This window comes from Capnocytophaga ochracea DSM 7271, assembly GCF_000023285.1.
In the GTDB taxonomy this organism is placed as follows: domain Bacteria; phylum Bacteroidota; class Bacteroidia; order Flavobacteriales; family Flavobacteriaceae; genus Capnocytophaga; species Capnocytophaga ochracea.
Genome location: NC_013162.1, coordinates 1,389,276 through 1,406,760 on the forward strand (window position 1 = coordinate 1,389,276; position 17,485 = coordinate 1,406,760).

Genomic DNA, 17,485 nt, shown 5'->3' on the forward strand with positions numbered 1-17,485 from the left:
TAGACGAATATGAAATTATTAAATTTAAAATCTGTAAGCTTCATAGCAGTAGCTATGTGTGTGTTATCTTGTAATAAAGATGAGAGTTTTTCAGATCGGCTTGCTGGTTTGAAATCAGTAACGTTTCCTGAGCAAGGCGAACAAGTGATAGCCTCTAAGGAAACAGGTAGGTTAATAGGCAACAAGAATGAGGTGATTGAAACCGTTAAAGTGCAACAGACCTTAGATCCTGTTCAGATAGTAGATGCTAGTAACCTCGAAGTGATCTACCCAGGTAGTGTGTTGAATGGGGAAGCCTTTTTAGAAGGAGAGTATACCAATTTGAAAATTAACAATCCAAAAGAAATTACGCTCTCAACAACCTTAAAAGGCTCAGGTGCTACAGTAAAAGCAACAGCTATTCCTACTCCCAGTGATGTAAGAGAAAAAGTAAATAAGTTGGTAAGCCAAAAAGCTGAAAATGTAGACTATAAGAATGTTGCATCATATATGTCTTATGTTTCTAATGAAGTAACAACTCAAGAAAGTTTTTGTAAAACCTTAGGAATTCACGTAAAAGTAGAAGTGCTTAAAGGATTGGCAAAAGGTAGTTTTGGTTATGAGCAAAAAGAACTCAATATTAATACTAAAAAACATATATTAATAAAAGTACGCCAACTGTTTTACAATGTATCTATTGATCCTAAATCGGCTAACGAATGGGGAGATATCCAAATCATAGGTAATTATGAGCCTGTATATATTAGTAGTGTAGATTATGGGCGTGTAGCTACTCTATTAGTTGAAACTGACGAAAGTATTTCAGAAGTTACAAAGAAAATAGAAGCAAGTATCAGTGTGGGGCTTGCTAAAGTAGGATTAACGGCAAGTGCGAGTAGTCTTGAAGAACAGAGGAACTATTTTAAGAAAAGCAATATAGTAATATTACTTGCAGGAGGGCCTCTATCAAGTGCTAAATCAGTAAGAGACTACGATAGCTTTGTAGACTTTTTACTAAAGCCTAATTCGGAAAGTTTAGTAAAAGGAGCTGTACCCATTGGTTATAAAGTACGTTCTTTAAAAGACAATCGCGAAGTAACTGTACGTACTATGTTTACAGAACAACGTTTTAACTACAAATAAGAATAGCTATGAGAAATATTTTATATTATCTGCCTTTTTACTCTTTGCTTGTAAGGATAAAGATAACGGCAATAGTATCCCCTCTTCTGATTATGAATTAAGTCCTGATGGGCTTACTTTAGTAAAATGGAAAAATGAGAATACAACAGCTGTAGATATGCAAGCTGATCCTGTTCTTAGTAAGGTGCAAGTCATAGGAGAAAAGGCTTTCTATATACATAAAAATATAGTAAGTATCACACTTCCTACCAATTTAAAGAGTATAGAAAAAGAAGCATTTTGGTATACTAAAATAACGAGTATTACTATCCCCACAGGTGTACAGGTAATAAAAGAATTTGCTTTTGGGTCATCATCACTCACCTCTGTTCAGTTTTCAGAAGGGCTTATCTCTATCGACAAGGGGGCTTTCTATAGTTGTGAGATCCTTTCTCTTAAATTTCCTGAAAGTCTACAAGCTATTGGTGAAAGTGCTTTTTGGGGTAACAGAAGTCTTATCTCAATTACAATCCCTAAAGGGGTACAAAATATAGGAACAGAATCCTTTTTTGCTTGTAGTAAATTAACTTCAGCTATCTTTAAAGGAATGAATCCTCCAAAGGTTAAATGGCCTTTTAATCCTATTGATTCAATAACTCATATTTATGTACCTAAAGGGAGATTAGAGGTGTATAAAAACGATGAGGGATTTAAGCGTTACACTAATATCATTTCAGAAGAGGAATAATATAATTTTGTAAAACTATATAAAAAGAGACGAATACTATTCTATTTGTCTCTTTTTTATTACCCAATCGACAAATTTGGTAATTCACAAATTATTCGTACCTTTGCACTAACAAATGATGTTTCTCAAACAAATATCGGTCGTAAACTACAAGAACATACTCTCACAAGCGTATGCCTTTAGCCCTACTATCAACTGTTTTGTAGGAGATAATGGTGTAGGGAAAACGAATCTGCTTGATGCTATTTATCACTTAGGTATGGCAAAGAGCTACTTTACTACTTCGGCAGTGCAGAACGTACGCCACGGCGAGGAGTTTTATCTTATAGAAGGACAGTTTCGGCAAGAAGAACGTGAAGAACAGATAGTGTGTAGCCTTAAAAAAGGACAGAAGAAAGTGATGAAACATAACGGTAAAGCCTATGAACGTCTGGCTGACCATATAGGTAAATACCCTATGGTGCTCATTTCACCTTCCGACCGCGACTTGATAGTAGAAGGTAGTGAAACACGTCGTAAGTTTTTGGATAGTGTGATTTCGCAAACTGATAGGGCTTACTTAGAACTGCTCTTGCGCTACAATCGCACGCTCTTGCAACGCAATACGTTACTGAAACAAATGACAGAAGGAGGCGTTTTCTCTTTAGAGACTTTGCACATTTACGACGAGCAGTTGGCACCCTTAGGACAACACATTTATGAGAAACGGCGAACTTTTATGGAAGAGTTTTTGCCTATCTTTAGCGAGCAGTACGCGTATATTTCGGGGGGTAAGGAACGAGTGAGTTTGCATTACGACAGTAGTTTGCACCAAAGTGATTTGGCTACCCAGCTTGTCGAAAATACTGAGCGAGACCGCAGTGCGCAATACACTACCGCAGGTATTCACAAGGACGATTTGCTTTTTGAGATTGAGGGCTACCCGATGAAGAAGTATGGCAGTCAGGGGCAACAGAAGTCGTTTTTGATAGCCTTAAAGCTATCGCAGTTTGAAGTGTTGAAGCAATCGTTAGGGATTACGCCCATAGTGCTTTTAGATGATATTTTTGATAAGCTCGACGATACTCGCGTAACGCAGTTGGTGCAGTTGGTTACTCAAAAACATTTCGGACAGCTTTTTATTACCGATACTCATCCGCAACGCACCGAAGATGTAGTAAAGCAAACGGGACTGGCGTATGAGATGATTCAAATAGGTGCGAGCCGCACGGGCAGTAAGAGCCATAAGAGCAGATAAGAGGTAAGAGATAAAAGGTAAATGAGATGTGAAAGTGACTTTTACAGATATTAATTGTTAATTAAAATAATATGTGTTTATTAGTGTATCCTAAGAATGAAATACAAAAAGCTGAATTGACCTCTTTGTTTGAAAAAATGGGAGTGGAATTTGAGTATGAACAATCTTTTTTATCTGATTCTCTTAAAAAAGAGTTGGATAGAAGAGTTATAGAGATAAAAGAGAACCCTTCTATTGGAATTCCTTTTGAAGAAGTAAAGAAGAAAATATCAGAGAAGTATGTCATTTAGTTTAATTTTCCACCCCAGAGCAGAAAAAGAGTTAAATGATGTTATAGATTATTACAATGTTTTTAGAGAAAATTTAGGTCTCGAAGCATATAATGAAATAGTAGATTATATAGAAACATTAAAAGACTTTCCCTTTCTTGCTCCAAAGAAATATGAAGAGGTTCGTATTTTCTTTACTAAAAGATTCCACTTTGGAATTCATTATATTGTTTTGGAAGAATTGTCAGAAGTGATTATCATAGCCATTATTAACACCAAACAACAAATAAAAGAACACCAAATATTCAATAGAATTTCTGGTATAAAAGACTGATTATAATTGGAGGTAACTATCAAGATATAAGTAATTAAGAAAAATTATATAAATACATAAGATGAAACCCAACAAGAAGAAAACACCCAGCAAGAATCCTATTAAACCTACCCCCACAGTGAGTGAGGAAGGGAATTCGAGTATGAAGCTTTTGGCGAGTGTCTTGCTCATTGCCTATGGCTATGTAACGGTACTTACCCCTAACTGGATGGCATTCGACTCCAATGCTACAAAGTTTTACACCTTTGCTATTCTGAACTTGATAGTAGTAGGGCTTGTGTTTTTTATTAAAGAATTCAGAGAACGCACACAATTACTGTTTGGCTTTTTTACCAATAAAATAGGGATTGCTTACTGCCTGATAATGGTATTGGCATTGTTCTCGTTTACCAAAGCTATTGATATAGAAGAAGCGATTTTGCACTTCTTTAAGATATTTACAGCTTTCTCAGCTGCTTGGATGGTATCGGCTTTGGTAATTTACAACAAAAAGAGTTTAGTACATTTGGCAGTTGCGATGACAATTCTTTTGTGTTATGACTTTTTGGTAACCCTCGACGGGGTAAAAGGCATCATCAAGGCTATTAGTGCCGATTACAATATCAAAGGCTCGTATTCTAACAAGAATATTTTGGCTTCGGCTATGTTTATTAAGATACCTTTTGCTATCTGGTTGTTTTATTTTCAGAAAAACACCTTGCGTATCATCGGAGGGATAGGTGTTTTAGTCGGTACTTTGGCAATCTTCTTTATGAGTACCCGTGCTTTCTATTTAGCAACTATTCTTACAACGCTTATCTTCATCACGTATGGTGCTATCGACTATTTTATCTTAAAACGCCGTGAAACGGGCGTAAAAGTACTGATGCACGTAGGCTTGGTAGTTCTTGCTTTTGGTATTTTCTCGTTTGTACAGAACTATCTCTACCCTCAACAAGTGCGACAAAGCACCAGTTTCGGGGCTCGTTTAGCTGAGGTAGCTAACCAAGAGAATACCAGTAACAACTTGCGTAAAACTGCTTGGGTGATTACCACTACTGATATGATTCCGAATGACCCACTGTTGGGTGTAGGCATTGGTAACTGGAAGGTACGCTTCTTACAGTATGAGAATTCTTATAGTCCGCATTATATTTATATGTATAAGAACCATAACGACTTTTTGGAGCTCACCGCCGAAGCGGGAATCTTTGCAGGGTTGGCGTTCTTGGCTATTTTCCTCTTGGCAGCTTATTATTTCCTAAGAGGCACTTATAAAAACAAGAATCCTGAGCAAGAACAGTGGTTTTTCTTACCATTGTTTGGTCTCTTTGCTTATTCGTTCGATGCGTTCTTTAACTTTCCTCAAGACCGTCCCGAAATTCAAGCCCTCTTTGGTATTTATGTAGGGATAGCAGTAGGCTTAGCAGTATTGTATTTCAGTAAGAAAAAAGGAGAAGAGCGCAAATTGCCAATGAGTGTTGTAGGTTTTATAGGAGCAGTAGCCCTGGTGGCAATGGTTTTGAATGTAGTAGTAGAGCGTATGTACTTTGATTCTTCTAAAATACAACGTATGGTAAAAGAAGAGCAACAAGGGGTGCGTCCTACTAAATCACCTTCGGATTACCTGATACGCAACTATCCTCGTATTCCAAATCTCACGGCAGTGGCTGAGCCCGTGGATGTAGAAAAGGCGCGCTACTTGATAGACGAAAAGAAATTCGATGAGGCACGTAAAGTATTGGCTTCCATTCATTACCACCCTTATGATGCGCGCCCTGAGTATTTTACTGCTGTATCATACTTTATGGAAGAGAACAAAAACAACGATAGTATTTATAAATATGCTCATAAAGCCCGAATGATAAAGCCAAATTTCTTCGGTAACCTAAATTTAGAGACCTTTGCGCTGAACAATATGGGTAAAGAACAAGAATCGATTCACTTGCTCAAACAGTATTTAGGCTTGGAGAAAGACAGTGTGCAGAAACCACAACCTAAGTGGAAAACTATACTGAAAAACCGTTTCCACGTAGATGTAGATAGAGACGCTCTTCGCGGTAATCGCAGTGAGGTACAAGCGTGGAACTCTTTGGCTTATCTGCAAGAGAAAAATAACTTAATAGCTGATGCTCGTGCTACCTTAGATAGTGCCATTGTGTATTTGCCCGATAATAAAGATATAATTAATAACCGCAACAAGATTATCTCGCGTATGCAGGTAGAACAGTTTGCCCCTCTTTACACTCAGGCAATGCAACTCTATTTGCAGCAACGTTATGCTGAAGCAATTCCTATATTTACGAAGTTCTTGGAGAAAGTACCTGCTCATATAGACGGGCTCAGGTATCGTGCTATTAGTTACTACAACACGCAGCAATACCAAAAGGCTATTAATGATATGGCTGAAATGGAGAGCTTAGGAGTGCCCGTAGATGCTGTACTGAATAATTATCGCGCCTCTTGCTACTATATGTTGGGCGACAAAGCAAACGCCAAAGTCTTTTTCCAAAAAGCCGCTAGCGAGGGCAATGCCGATGCTCAACGCAACTTAAATACCCTCAGTTTTTAAGTCAAATGAATACCTATACAAAACAAATCCTCTGCGAGAAGGAACTCCAAGTAATGCTACACCGCCTCGCTTGTGAGCTGATAGAAAACCATAACGATTTCTCGAATACGGTTTTTATCGGTATCCAGCCCCGTGGCACTTATTTAGCTGAGCGATTGGTAGAACTACTTACTAACGAATACCACATTGCTGATATTCCATTAGGCTTATTGGATATTACTTTCTTTCGCGACGATTTTAGGCGCACAAGTAGACCTCTTGAAGCCAACTCTACTGCTGTCGACTTTATCGTCGAAAACAAGAGAGTGGTATTTATAGACGATGTGCTCTACACAGGGCGCAGTATTCGCGCTGCTCTCAGTGCCATACAGAGCTTCGGGCGCCCTTCTGAAATAGAGCTCTTAGTGCTTATTGATAGGCGTTTTAGTCGTCATCTCCCCATACAACCCGATTACAACGGTAAGCAAGTAGACGCTATCAATAATGAACGTGTGGTAGTACACTGGAAACAAAACGACGGAAAAGACTCAGTAGAGGTAATAAGTAAAGTCGGTGAGCTGGCGTAGCTGAGAATGTAAGTAAGAGATAAGGGATATGTGATATGGTAATAGCAATTCTTACAGTCTTTATAATGCTGAACGTAGTGCTGAAACTCAGTTTTTGGAAACTGTGGCAACAGGCGTTATTTGCAGCTGTTTGTTTCTTGTTTGTATGGTTGGCTACTGATTTTGCCTCAGAGCAGTCACAAGTTACCCTCCAAACAATGCTCAGCAACCCCAAAGTACTTGGCAATATCACCGTACTACTCACCGTAGAGACTGCTGTGTGTATGGCGTATTGTTTTACTTCACTACGGACGCTTTTCAAAGGTAAAGAAAGTCGCTGGCATAAAGTTTTGCAGTGGTATCCTAACCTGCTTATTTTTCCTGCATTGTTCTATGTGCTCACTCAAGCCATCTTTTATTATACAGGGGTATCGTTTGAGCATATTGCCTTTTGGATAGGTGCGAGCGTGGTAGTTTTCATAATATTAGGTTCTTGGGGTCTTCAAAAGCTGTTACCCGAGAAAGACCTGCGCTTAGAACTACACTTTTTGGTGAGTTTGCTTATCACTCTCTTAGGACTTATAGGTACTGCTAACGGACAAATACTCTACGTTCCCAAAAGTGAACCTATCAATTTAAAAGTATTGGGAGGTATATTTACTTTCTTTATAGCCTTGTTTGGCATAGGCTTTGGATTTAGTAAATTGTATTGGTTCTTACGCCAAAGAAAACAAAAGAATTAAATTTATATCGATGATGAAAAACATATTTATAGCTGGAATACTATTGCTTACAAGCGCATCCTATGCACAAATAACTATTAGTCAGGAAAAGAATATAGCCGATGCTATGGAACTCAAAAAGGAAATAGCTCGTACCGAGAGTGCTTTCCAAGTACAAATCTATAATGGCAATATCACCGAAGCTAATAAAGTAATGCTCGATGCCAAAAGCAAATACAAACAATACCCTGTTTTGCTCACTTTTGAGTCGCCTAACTACAAAGTGCGCCTTGGTAGTTTCCGTACGCGTTTAGAGGCTGAGAAGAAACTTGTAGAGATTAAAAAATCTTATCCTGCATCCTTTGTAATAGGCTTAAAATAATCCATAATAAGGGGACACTATGTTTAAAAAAAACACCCTTCGCTTTCAGATATTCCTCAGTATGACCCTACTCGTGCTAGTAGCTTTTGCTATCTTAGCTTTCGTAATGATTGGGCAGTATAAAAAACAGGCATTAGAATATCACGATGAGCGACTTATCGACAAGGAAAACCAAATCAAGATGCAGATACAATATGTATTCTCGCAAACCACTTTCCCTGTCGAAACCCCTTATATACCTCTTATCTTTCGGGAGGATATCTACAGCATTGCCAATATCCAAAACCTAAACTTTGCCCTCTATGACCTCGACGGTGTGCTACTAAAAAGCTCCAAAGCCTCTCTATCCCCCGACCAAGATGCGTTTTTCATTCCTCCTGATGTATTGCATCAGCTTTCCGCTACACTCAATAAACGTCTTGTTGAGCACCACGAATTTGCAGGGCGTGGTTACCAAACTTCTTACAGTTATATTACCGATTTGCAGTTCAAGCCTATCGCTATTCTCAACATTCCTTATTTCGAGAACGACACCTTCAACGAGCGCGCTTTAAAAGGGTCGCTGTACAACTTAGCGATGGTGTATTTCTCGCTCTTGGTAGTTGCCCTTACGGTAGCTTACTTCATCTCTAAATATATTACCAAATCGCTTAAAACCATCGAAGGTCGTTTAGAGAAAACTCGTTTACTTTCCCAAAACGAAAAGATACTTCTCAAGTCTGCCCCTACCGAGATTACCGAGTTGGTAAATGCCTATAACGGAATGATTGATGAGATTGAGAACAGCAAAGCCCTTTTGGCGCAATCCGAACGCGAACAAGCGTGGCGCGATATGGCAAAGCAGGTAGCACACGAAATCAAAAATCCTCTTACTCCTATGCGTCTCTCCGTGCAAAGTTATCAACGCAAAGCCCTTCGAGAGCCTCAAACCGCTGAACAAACTAATGAATTCTGCGAATCTCTTATCCAACAGATAGACATATTGAGTAATATTTCTACTGCCTTCTCAGCACTTACCAATATGCCTGCTAAAAACGATGAGGAATTCGATTTTGTGTCTGTTATCAAACGCACTTTAGATATCTTTAATTCTGATGAAATTCACTTCTCCCATTCTCACGATGAGATTATAAGTGTATTCGATAAAGACCAGCTCGGTCGTGTAGTTACCAATTTGGTGAAAAATGCGCTACAAGCTACCGAAAACGAACCTTTTCCTTCTATTGAAGTGAGCCTTAATAAAACCGATACCGATATTACTCTAAAAGTAAAAGACAATGGTACGGGTATCCCCGACGCCGATAAAGAAAAGATATTCGAACCAAAATTCACTACCAAAACCAGTGGTAGTGGCTTGGGATTAGCAATGGTGAAAAACATCGTACTTTCCTACGGGGGTAGCATTCATTTTACTTCCGAAGTAGGAAAGGGAAGTGAATTTACTGTAGTATTGGTACACTTTTTGAATAAGTAAATAAATAAACATTATATTTTATGAAAAATCACATCTTAACATTGGGAGTTGCTGTGCTTATGCTCGCCTCCTGCCAAAACAATCCTTCACAAACTGCTAACACTGTAGTAAGTGAAACCACTACTATGATGGAGAATGCTGCTGAAAAAGTAGAAAAAATGGTAACTCCTCAATTGTTAGCTACTTATGTAGGTACTCTTCCTGCTGCCGATTGCGGCGGAATGGCTACCGTTATCCATCTCTATGCCGATGACACCTATGTAAAACAAGAAAACTGTGCAAGCAAAAACTTCGAATCTAAAGAAGAAGGTAAAGTAGAACGCACTGATAAAGGTTTTACACTCGTTTCTAAAGCTGATAATCACAAATCTTTCTATATTACCAAAGGCGATAATATCGTACAGGTAGGTGAAGATGGTAAAGAACCTAAAATGGTAAAAGAATATACTCTTACCAAACAAATGTAACAAGTAAAATCTTATGTAATGCGAAGGCTGTTCAATCTTGTATTGAACAGCCTTTTCTTTTACAAAGAAGAAAAAATATGTTAAAAATCTTTTGTAGTTAAAATAATTGTTATAACTTTACCCCCTAATTTGTATTTTATGTTAGTAACCTTCCAATGGATTTAGTGCGTCTTTTCATAAAAAGGATATCATACAATCAATCGCAGAACGATGCCTTTGTGCTTATAATGCACGAGGTCGAGACCGATTTAAAGCTACCCATCGTCATTGGTACCTTTGAAGCACAATCTATTGCCTTGGAATTAGAGAAGAGTCTTGTACCTCCTCGACCCCTTACACACGACCTCTTCAAGATATTCGCCGATACTTTCAGTATACAGATAAAAAGAGTCGTGATTTACAAATTAGAAGAAGGCATTTTCTACTCCAATATCCTCTGTATACAAAATGGTCAAGAATACACCATCGAAGCTCGTACCAGCGATGCCATCGCCATTGCCTTGCGTTGCAACGCACCCATCTACACCTATCGAGATATCATTCAAAGAGCCGGCATTTATATCCCTTTGCTCAACGATGAGCCCTCCAATACCATAAGCCCTTCGTTAGACAATGTTGATGAGGAAGACAGCAGCCGAAACAGATATACTAAATACGCCTTACCCGAACTAAAAACAATGCTAAATGACTGTATCGAAAATGAAGATTACGAAATGGCAGCGCTTATCAGAGATGAAATCTCTAAACGCGATAGTACTTTTTAAAACTATATACCAATGAAAAAAAACATAACCATCGGAAGCCTTAGCTTCCTTTTACCACTCATAAGTGTCGCCCAAGACGCTACACAATCTCCTACTACACAAACCGCCACTACACAAGTAATGAAGGCTGTCGCTAGCGAAGGTTTCTCTCTCGAAAGTTTTACTCGTGGCGTGGTAGGTATGATTACCCTCCTGTTTATCGCCTATCTTTTCAGTAGCAATAGGCGCGCTATTAATTGGAAGACTATTGGCATAGGCTTAGCCCTACAACTCTCCATTGCAATAGGTATTCTAAAAGTAGGCTTTATACAAGACGCCTTCGATTTTGCCGGTAGTATCTTTGTGCTCATATTAGATTTTACAAGAGCAGGCAGTCAGTTTCTCCTCGGTAACTTAGTCGATACCAATAGCATAGGCTATATCTTCGCTTTCCAAGTGCTCCCCACCATCATCTTCTTTTCTGCACTCACCTCCCTATTGTTCTATTTAGGTGTTATTCAGGTAATAGTGCGTGGTATGGCGTGGGCATTATCTAAACTGCTGAATATCTCAGGTGCCGAAAGTCTTTCGGTTACGGGGAACATCTTCTTAGGACAAACCGAAGCCCCTCTGATGATTAAAGCCTATTTAGCCAAAATGACTCGCTCCGAAATCCTCCTTGTGATGATAGGCGGAATGGCTACCGTAGCAGGAGGCGTAATGGCTGCTTATATCCAATACCTCGGTGGCGACGATCCCCAAATGCGCTTGCTCTTCGCCCGACACCTCTTAGCAGCTTCCGTAATGGCAGCCCCCGGTGCTATTGTAGTTTCCAAGATGCTATGCCCTCAAACCGAGCAATTCTCTAACGATTCGCACGTCTCTATGGAGAATGTAGGTTCCAATGTGCTCGACGCTATCGCCAATGGTACTACCGAAGGACTTAAACTCGCTGCCAATGTAGCGGCTATGCTTTTAGTATTTGTGGCTTTTATCGCAATGATTAATTATTTCTTTAATTGGGTAGGTTATCAAACACATCTCAACAATATCATAGCCAGCAACACTCCTTATAACGGACTCTCTTTAGAAATGATTTTAGGTACCGTTTTCTCACCCGTTATGTGGCTCGCTGGTATTGCCAAAGAAGACGTTATGCTGATGGGACAATTGCTCGGTATTAAGCTCTCCTCCTCGGAATTTGTAGCTTACACTCAGTTAGCTGCTCTAAAAGATATGACGAGTGCTCCTCACCTAATGTATAACAAATCTATCATTATGGCTACCTATATGCTTTGCGGTTTTGCCAATTTCGCCTCCATAGGCATTCAAATAGGAGGCATAGGAGCCTTAGCCCCCAACCAACGCAAAACCCTCTCTCAATTCGGCTTAAAAGCCGTTCTTGGAGGCACTTTAGCCTCTCTGTTATCCGCAACTATCGCCGGAATGATTATCGGATAACCACACTTTTCTAAATAACACAAGCTTAAAATCGCTTTTTATATCATACATACTTTGCCAAAGGTTCTGAACACCTATCGTTCTACAACTTTGGCAAAGTTTTTTATTGCCTATTTTGCTACAATCCCCCGTGTAGCTCACACTACTTGTCTGGCTGACACCTAATCTGTTAATTTTCTAATTCTCTAATTATACCTTCTCCTTTCCGTCACTACATTCCCCCTCTCCTTGGGAGAAGTCTCCGAATAGGAGAGTATGTGATCGGGGTGAGGATTTCTCTTTCTTTTGCCTCGAAACCCTGTTTTTAACATTTTTAGCCTTGTTGTATCACAGTATGAATCAACTACTTATATACCCTTTCTATACCAATCGTCCAAGATTCGTATAAGCTTCCTATAAGCTCTCTATAAGCTAACCCCACCCTCCTTACAGCTCATTTTTTACCTTTTACCTGAATTACCTCTTCCGAACTTCTCCGTTTCCTTTCGTAGTGCCTTAATCTCTATTCCCTCTCCAAAAACTCTAACTAATCTTCACACCAGATAGCCAACCAGATTATTGTATTCAACAAAGGCGAAATCAACGCTATGGGCACTCATAGTCAGTTGTTACAAGAGAGTGAATTGTATGAAAGAATGTGGAATACTCACAACCGAGCTAAAGAATGGGCTTTATAAGAAGATAAAATAAAAAAAGCACTTACATTATGTAAGTGCTTTTTTGTTGCTCCCCCTACTGGACTTGAACCAGTGACCCTCTGATTAACAGTCAGATGCTCTAACCAACTGAGCTAAGGAGGAATATTTTCTACTTATGTTTTCCTTAATTGCGGTGCAAAGGTACAACTATTTTTGAAACCTGCAAATTTTTAAGCAGAAAAATATTTAATATTTTTTAGTTGTATTGCTAAGTCGTTTATTTTCAATAATAATATAAAAAGACTTTACCAAAAATTTAATAGCCTCTCGTGCTACGAGTTTTGGTAAAGTCCTTATTACTATTTATGTAACTCGTATTACTTGTTTACGAAGTAGTGATAGAACCACGGAATGGTTTCAATACCTTTTAGGAAGTTGAAAATACCGTAGTGTTCATTAGGCGAGTGGATAGCATCGCTATCTAAACCAAAGCCTAAGAGAATAGATTTGCTACCTAATTCTTCTTCAAAAAGAGCTACAATAGGAATACTACCACCTGAACGCACAGGTATAGGTTCTTTCCCGAAGCTCGCTTGGCAGGCTTTTACTGCTGCTTGGTAAGCAGGCGTATCGGTAGGAGTTACATAGCCTTGTCCGCCGTGGTGCGGAGTTACTTTCACGCGCACACCTGCTGGTGCGATACTCTCAAAGTGTTTGGTGAAGAGCTCGGTAATTTCGTGGTTGTCTTGGTTAGGCACTAAGCGCATTGATATTTTGGCATAAGCCTTACTTGGGATAACCGTTTTAGCTCCTTGCCCTGTATAGCCTCCCCAGATACCATTTACATCAAGGGTAGGACGTATAGAGGCACGCTCGGTAGTAGTATAGCCTTTTTCGCCATATACCTCATCGATATCTAAGGCTTTTTTGTAGGCTTCGAGTGAGAAAGGTGCTTTTGCCATTTCATCGCGTTCAGCTTGTGAGAGCTCTTCTACTTTGTCGTAAAAATGCGGAATGGTAATGCGGTTGTTCTCGTCGTGCAAAGAAGCAATCATTTTAGTAAGCACGTTGATAGGGTTTGCTACGGCACCACCGTATAAACCAGAGTGCAAATCTCGGTTGGCACCGGTAACCTCCACTTCCACATAGCTAAGTCCTCGTAAGCCCGTAGTGATAGAAGGGGTGTCGTTAGCCAGCATACTGGTATCGGAAATGAGAATAATATCGTTTTTGAGTTTTTCGTGGTTGTTTTTTACAAACCAACTAAGGCTTCCTGAGCCTATTTCTTCCTCGCCTTCAATCATAAACTTCACATTGCAAGGGAGCACGTTGTTTTTCACCATATATTCAAGGGCTTTCACGTGCATAAACATTTGCCCTTTGTCGTCGCAAGCCCCACGAGCGAAGATAGCTCCATCAGGGTGAATATCGGTTTTTTTGATAACAGGCTCAAAGGGGTCAGATTCCCAAAGCTCAATAGGGTCGGCGGGTTGTACATCATAGTGCCCATATACTAAAACAGTAGGCAGGGCAGGGTCGATAGTTTTTTCGCCATAGACGATAGGGTAGCCAGGGGTTTCACATATTTCTACCTTGTCGCAGCCAGCCTTCTCTAAGGCGTTTTTTACGGCATCGGCAGTGTTGAGCATATCCTGAGAATAGGCAGCATCGGCACTAATAGAAGGCATTTTAAGCAGTTCTATCAGTTCCGCAATAAAGCGGTCTTTGTTTTCATTGATATAATTTTTTACTGAATCCATATGTCAATTAACAATTTACAATTAATAATTTACAATTCTGCAACCGTAGCAGGGTGTTTTTTTCTTTTTGTGTTATTGTTGTGTGTTTTTTAAAATATATAGTTATATCCTTTGGTAAAATTATTTGCTAAACAATTCTGAATGAGAACCTAGCCTAACTAAAAGTATTCTTTTCCTCTCTTCATCGTATTGTAACCAAATGATAAGTAAATCAGGTTCTATATGGCATTCCAAATGTCCTTTATAATTTCCTGTGAGAAAATGGGCTTTCATTGATTTAGGTAAGTTATCTACTCCTCCCTCTTCTAATAAAGCAATAGTATCTTCAATCTTTAGGATTTTGTTTTTATTACTTCTATACTTTTTATAGTCTTTTTTAAACTGTCCAGTATAAGTTATTTCATATACATTTCTGTTAATATTATCCATAACTTAATCATTTAAAGAGGCTATTAATTCTTTTACATTTGTAAAGTATTTTGTGTTAGGATCGTTTATAAGTCTTTCTGCTTCTTCTAAGGCTTTTTGAGTAGTCTCATTTGGAATGTTTTCTCCCCTTCGTAAACGAGGAGTTTCTTCAAAAGTCTCTATTATTTTAAAGTTGAGACTTTCAAGTACAGATTTAGCATTTTTCAATGAAAGTCCTTTGGGTAAGGCAACTGTAATTGTTTCCATATTTTTCTTCTTTTACGCAACAAAGGTACATTATTTTTCTAAAATACCAAAATTTCATCTATAAAAAGCCAAGCATCACCTCCTTTTGGAGGTGTTTTTACGTTTTTGAGGGTGAGCTTGATATAGCGTGCTTCCGTTGGACTAAACTTCAACACAAAATCTTTTAAGGTGACTTTCCCTCTTACTACACAAGGCTCATTGTGAGTTGCTACTTCACGGTAGTTTTTACCGTCGTTTGAAAGGAATACCATAAATTTTATGGGGAAGTAAATACCAGATGCTTGGGCATCCATTGCTCCTATGCGCACCTCTCTCACCTCAGTAGCCTGCTCTAAATTAAGGGTGAGGGTTACATCGTTGCCTAACCAACCGAGCCATTGCCCATCGTGAAAGTTTTTGCTGCCGCGAATGACATTGGTGAGCGTCGCTTCTCCTTGCCCTTGGTAACTCTTGTGATAAAGTGGACTGTAACTTACTTTCTTATCTATCGCTTTGTGGAATGTTACCTCTCCAGTGGAAATGGTGTTGGTCGCTTTTCCACTGAAAACAGTTGCTTTAAAGGTCGTGCTTCGATTCAGCCCAATAGGCTGATGGTATTTCGTAGCTTTCTCTATAGGAGTATCTCCTAAAGCGTAGCGAATGTCGGCGTTGGGGATTTCACAGTCTAATTTTAGAAAGATATTCCCCTTTTGGTTTTCAACGGTAGGCACTACTTGGTACATAGAGCGGGCATAGTTCACCTTCATCACGTCCAAGCGCTTCATAAAGGCTTGAGTGCGATTTATAAAGTTGTCCCAATTCTTCAAGTTATCGGCTGTCCAACTGATTTCAGCAAGTGCCAACAATCGCGGAAAGAGCATATATTCCGAATGTTCAGTGCTACCCACGTGTTCTGCCCATAAGTTGGCTTGCGTACCCAAAATATTTTTTTGCAGTGCTGGGCTGAGGTTTTCTTTTTCAAGACTGTAATGGTAAAGTTTTTTGAGCGGTAAGTAACCACCATTGGCTTGAGGCTCATAGTCGGGAAGACCTTGATAGTTGTCTATATAGCAATCGCTAGTGAGGACAACAGGGTTACCTTGTTCGAGGGCTTTTTTACCTACCTCGATACCGCGCCAATTCATCACCACTGCATTGTTAGCTAAACCACCGTCCATTATCTCATCCCAACCTACCAAAGTGCGCCCTTTGGATAATAAGAAATCATCTATACGCTTGATAAAATAGCTCTGTAGTTGGTGCACATCTTTTAAATGGTGGTCTTTCATACGAGCTTGACATTTAGGGCATTTTTCCCACTCGGTGTGAGTGGCTTCATCGCCACCTACGTGAATGTATTTACTGGGGAAAAGCTCCATCACTTCGGTAAGTACATCTTCCAAGAAAGTGAAAGTCTCTTCTTGCCCCGCACAATAGATATCGGTGATAGGCCACACCGCGCCTGAGGGTACTCCTATGGGGCGTTTGTGACAAGACAGTTCGGGGTAAGCCGCTATGGCACTCATTGCGTGGGCAGGCATTTCTATTTCGGGGATTACCGTAATGCCACGTGCAGAGGCGTAGGCTACAATCTCTTTAATATCTTCTTGGGTATAGAACCCCCCGTATTTTTTAGGAGCTGTCGCAGGATTAGCAAAGGCGTTGGCGGAGTTAGGAGTGCGCTCATTCCATAGTTTATCTTCTTGGTCTACACGCCACGCACCTATTTCGGTAAGTTTAGGATACTTTTTAATTTCTATGCGCCAACCTTCATTGTCTACTAAGTGGAAGTGGAAGGTATTGAGCTTGAGCATTGCCATACGGTCGAGAGTTTTCAGTATATATTCCTTGGGGAAGAAATGGCGAGAGACGTCCAGCATCAATCCGCGCCAAGCGTACTGAGGAACATCAGTGATGGTAACTGCGGGCACCGCCCAATCAGTCTTCACGGGTGTAGTGCTTTCAAACTCTTTAGGCAGTAGCTGACGCAGCGTTTCGAGGGCATAAAGCGCCCCGTTGTAGTCGGCAGCGACTATGGATATATGTTCAGGTTGTACCACAAGGGAGTAACCTTCTTTTGGCAGAGATTTATCAACTACAAGAGCAATGTAATTTGTTGTTACTGCCTCTTTTTTGATGGGCAATTTGATACCAGATGCTCTCTCGAACTGCTCTGCAAAAAGTCTGGCTGCAGCTGTTAAAGAAACATCGCTTACAAAAATAGTTTCCTTAGTAAACCGGAAACTACCCTTACCCATAGTGAGCGATTGAGGTCGAGGGATAACATTAAGGTCGTTTTCACTGAAAACAACTTCTTTCTTAGGGGGCTGACAAGCTATTACCCATAAAACACTAATGCATAAGAATTTTTTTATCGTCTTCATTGGTTAATCTGTTAA

General features: G+C 39.7%; 17 protein-coding genes and 1 tRNA gene. 13 read left to right on the forward strand and 5 right to left on the reverse strand.

All coding sequences use genetic code 11. The features are described from left to right. Positions 1 to 9 precede the first annotated feature (9 nt). The 13 genes from COCH_RS05915 to COCH_RS05975 all read left to right on the forward strand — a co-directional run bounded on the left by COCH_RS05915 (position 10) and on the right by COCH_RS05975 (position 12,034). A complete protein-coding gene (locus COCH_RS05915; protein WP_015782353.1) occupies positions 10 to 1,122 on the forward strand; it encodes a thiol-activated cytolysin family protein in 1,113 nt (370 codons plus the stop codon). Between the two features lie 22 nt (positions 1,123 to 1,144). Beyond that, a complete protein-coding gene (locus COCH_RS05920; RefSeq protein WP_041546732.1) occupies positions 1,145 to 1,849 on the forward strand; it encodes a leucine-rich repeat domain-containing protein in 705 nt (234 codons plus the stop codon). 118 nt (positions 1,850 to 1,967) lie between these two features. Continuing rightward, positions 1,968 to 3,086 carry a DNA replication/repair protein RecF gene (gene recF, locus COCH_RS05925; protein ID WP_041546733.1) on the forward strand — a complete coding sequence of 373 codons (1,119 nt, stop codon included), beginning with the start codon at positions 1,968 to 1,970 and terminating at the stop codon, positions 3,084 to 3,086. Positions 3,087 to 3,157: 71 nt separating this feature from the next. Then, on the forward strand, positions 3,158 to 3,376 hold the full coding sequence (locus COCH_RS05930) for an addiction module protein (RefSeq protein ID WP_015782355.1): 219 nt from the start codon (positions 3,158 to 3,160) through the stop codon (positions 3,374 to 3,376). Further along, positions 3,366 to 3,689: a type II toxin-antitoxin system RelE/ParE family toxin gene (locus COCH_RS05935; RefSeq protein WP_015782356.1), complete on the forward strand. Its 324-nt coding sequence runs from the start codon at positions 3,366 to 3,368 to the stop codon at positions 3,687 to 3,689. The genes COCH_RS05930 and COCH_RS05935 overlap by 11 nt, the downstream gene beginning before the upstream one ends. A 61-nt stretch (positions 3,690 to 3,750) precedes the next feature. Further along, positions 3,751 to 6,240: an O-antigen ligase family protein gene (locus COCH_RS05940; protein WP_015782357.1), complete on the forward strand. Its 2,490-nt coding sequence runs from the start codon at positions 3,751 to 3,753 to the stop codon at positions 6,238 to 6,240. Positions 6,241 to 6,245: 5 nt separating this feature from the next. Continuing rightward, positions 6,246 to 6,806: a bifunctional pyr operon transcriptional regulator/uracil phosphoribosyltransferase PyrR gene (pyrR, locus tag COCH_RS05945; protein ID WP_015782358.1), complete on the forward strand. Its 561-nt coding sequence runs from the start codon at positions 6,246 to 6,248 to the stop codon at positions 6,804 to 6,806. 35 nt (positions 6,807 to 6,841) lie between these two features. Continuing rightward, complete coding sequence (locus COCH_RS05950) at positions 6,842 to 7,528, forward strand: hypothetical protein (RefSeq protein ID WP_015782359.1); 687 nt, start codon at positions 6,842 to 6,844, stop codon at positions 7,526 to 7,528. Between the two features lie 10 nt (positions 7,529 to 7,538). Next, positions 7,539 to 7,889 carry an SPOR domain-containing protein gene (locus tag COCH_RS05955; protein WP_015782360.1) on the forward strand — a complete coding sequence of 117 codons (351 nt, stop codon included), beginning with the start codon at positions 7,539 to 7,541 and terminating at the stop codon, positions 7,887 to 7,889. A 19-nt stretch (positions 7,890 to 7,908) separates the two neighbouring features. Then, positions 7,909 to 9,363 (forward strand): sensor histidine kinase, encoded by a 1,455-nt coding sequence (locus tag COCH_RS05960; RefSeq protein WP_015782361.1) that lies wholly within the window; start codon positions 7,909 to 7,911, stop codon positions 9,361 to 9,363. 20 nt (positions 9,364 to 9,383) lie between these two features. After that, complete coding sequence (locus COCH_RS05965) at positions 9,384 to 9,830, forward strand: copper resistance protein NlpE N-terminal domain-containing protein (protein ID WP_015782362.1); 447 nt, start codon at positions 9,384 to 9,386, stop codon at positions 9,828 to 9,830. Between the two features lie 155 nt (positions 9,831 to 9,985). Then, complete coding sequence (locus COCH_RS05970) at positions 9,986 to 10,594, forward strand: bifunctional nuclease family protein (RefSeq protein WP_015782363.1); 609 nt, start codon at positions 9,986 to 9,988, stop codon at positions 10,592 to 10,594. Between the two features lie 12 nt (positions 10,595 to 10,606). Continuing rightward, positions 10,607 to 12,034 (forward strand): NupC/NupG family nucleoside CNT transporter, encoded by a 1,428-nt coding sequence (locus tag COCH_RS05975; RefSeq protein WP_015782364.1) that lies wholly within the window; start codon positions 10,607 to 10,609, stop codon positions 12,032 to 12,034. Between the two features lie 726 nt (positions 12,035 to 12,760). Here the strand turns inward: COCH_RS05975 and COCH_RS05980 are convergent. The 5 genes from COCH_RS05980 to COCH_RS06000 all read right to left on the reverse strand — a co-directional run bounded on the left by COCH_RS05980 (position 12,761) and on the right by COCH_RS06000 (position 17,470). After that, a tRNA-Asn gene (locus COCH_RS05980) sits at positions 12,761 to 12,834 on the reverse strand. Positions 12,835 to 13,049: 215 nt separating this feature from the next. Then, positions 13,050 to 14,432 (reverse strand): dipeptidase, encoded by a 1,383-nt coding sequence (locus COCH_RS05985; protein WP_015782365.1) that lies wholly within the window; start codon positions 14,430 to 14,432, stop codon positions 13,050 to 13,052. 120 nt (positions 14,433 to 14,552) lie between these two features. Beyond that, positions 14,553 to 14,861, reverse strand: coding sequence for a type II toxin-antitoxin system YafQ family toxin (locus COCH_RS05990; RefSeq protein WP_015782366.1), 309 nt, complete (start codon positions 14,859 to 14,861; stop codon positions 14,553 to 14,555). Between the two features lie 3 nt (positions 14,862 to 14,864). Continuing rightward, positions 14,865 to 15,107 (reverse strand): hypothetical protein, encoded by a 243-nt coding sequence (locus tag COCH_RS05995; protein WP_015782367.1) that lies wholly within the window; start codon positions 15,105 to 15,107, stop codon positions 14,865 to 14,867. Positions 15,108 to 15,145: 38 nt separating this feature from the next. Then, positions 15,146 to 17,470: a glycoside hydrolase family 20 protein gene (locus tag COCH_RS06000; RefSeq protein ID WP_015782368.1), complete on the reverse strand. Its 2,325-nt coding sequence runs from the start codon at positions 17,468 to 17,470 to the stop codon at positions 15,146 to 15,148. Positions 17,471 to 17,485: the final 15 nt, after the last annotated feature.

Coding starts and splice junctions, on each gene's coding strand:
- COCH_RS06000 (WP_015782368.1), bottom strand. CDS start 17,470: ATGAAGACGATAAAAAAATTCTTATGCATTAGTGTTTTATGGGTAATA.
- COCH_RS05960 (WP_015782361.1), top strand. CDS start 7,909: ATGTTTAAAAAAAACACCCTTCGCTTTCAGATATTCCTCAGTATGACC.
- COCH_RS05970 (WP_015782363.1), top strand. CDS start 9,986: ATGGATTTAGTGCGTCTTTTCATAAAAAGGATATCATACAATCAATCG.
- COCH_RS05975 (WP_015782364.1), top strand. CDS start 10,607: ATGAAAAAAAACATAACCATCGGAAGCCTTAGCTTCCTTTTACCACTC.
- COCH_RS05985 (WP_015782365.1), bottom strand. CDS start 14,432: ATGGATTCAGTAAAAAATTATATCAATGAAAACAAAGACCGCTTTATT.
- COCH_RS05930 (WP_015782355.1), top strand. CDS start 3,158: ATGTGTTTATTAGTGTATCCTAAGAATGAAATACAAAAAGCTGAATTG.
- pyrR (WP_015782358.1), top strand. CDS start 6,246: ATGAATACCTATACAAAACAAATCCTCTGCGAGAAGGAACTCCAAGTA.
- COCH_RS05955 (WP_015782360.1), top strand. CDS start 7,539: ATGATGAAAAACATATTTATAGCTGGAATACTATTGCTTACAAGCGCA.
- recF (WP_041546733.1), top strand. CDS start 1,968: ATGTTTCTCAAACAAATATCGGTCGTAAACTACAAGAACATACTCTCA.
- COCH_RS05940 (WP_015782357.1), top strand. CDS start 3,751: ATGAAACCCAACAAGAAGAAAACACCCAGCAAGAATCCTATTAAACCT.
- COCH_RS05950 (WP_015782359.1), top strand. CDS start 6,842: ATGGTAATAGCAATTCTTACAGTCTTTATAATGCTGAACGTAGTGCTG.
- COCH_RS05915 (WP_015782353.1), top strand. CDS start 10: ATGAAATTATTAAATTTAAAATCTGTAAGCTTCATAGCAGTAGCTATG.
- COCH_RS05990 (WP_015782366.1), bottom strand. CDS start 14,861: ATGGATAATATTAACAGAAATGTATATGAAATAACTTATACTGGACAG.
- COCH_RS05935 (WP_015782356.1), top strand. CDS start 3,366: ATGTCATTTAGTTTAATTTTCCACCCCAGAGCAGAAAAAGAGTTAAAT.
- COCH_RS05965 (WP_015782362.1), top strand. CDS start 9,384: ATGAAAAATCACATCTTAACATTGGGAGTTGCTGTGCTTATGCTCGCC.
- COCH_RS05995 (WP_015782367.1), bottom strand. CDS start 15,107: ATGGAAACAATTACAGTTGCCTTACCCAAAGGACTTTCATTGAAAAAT.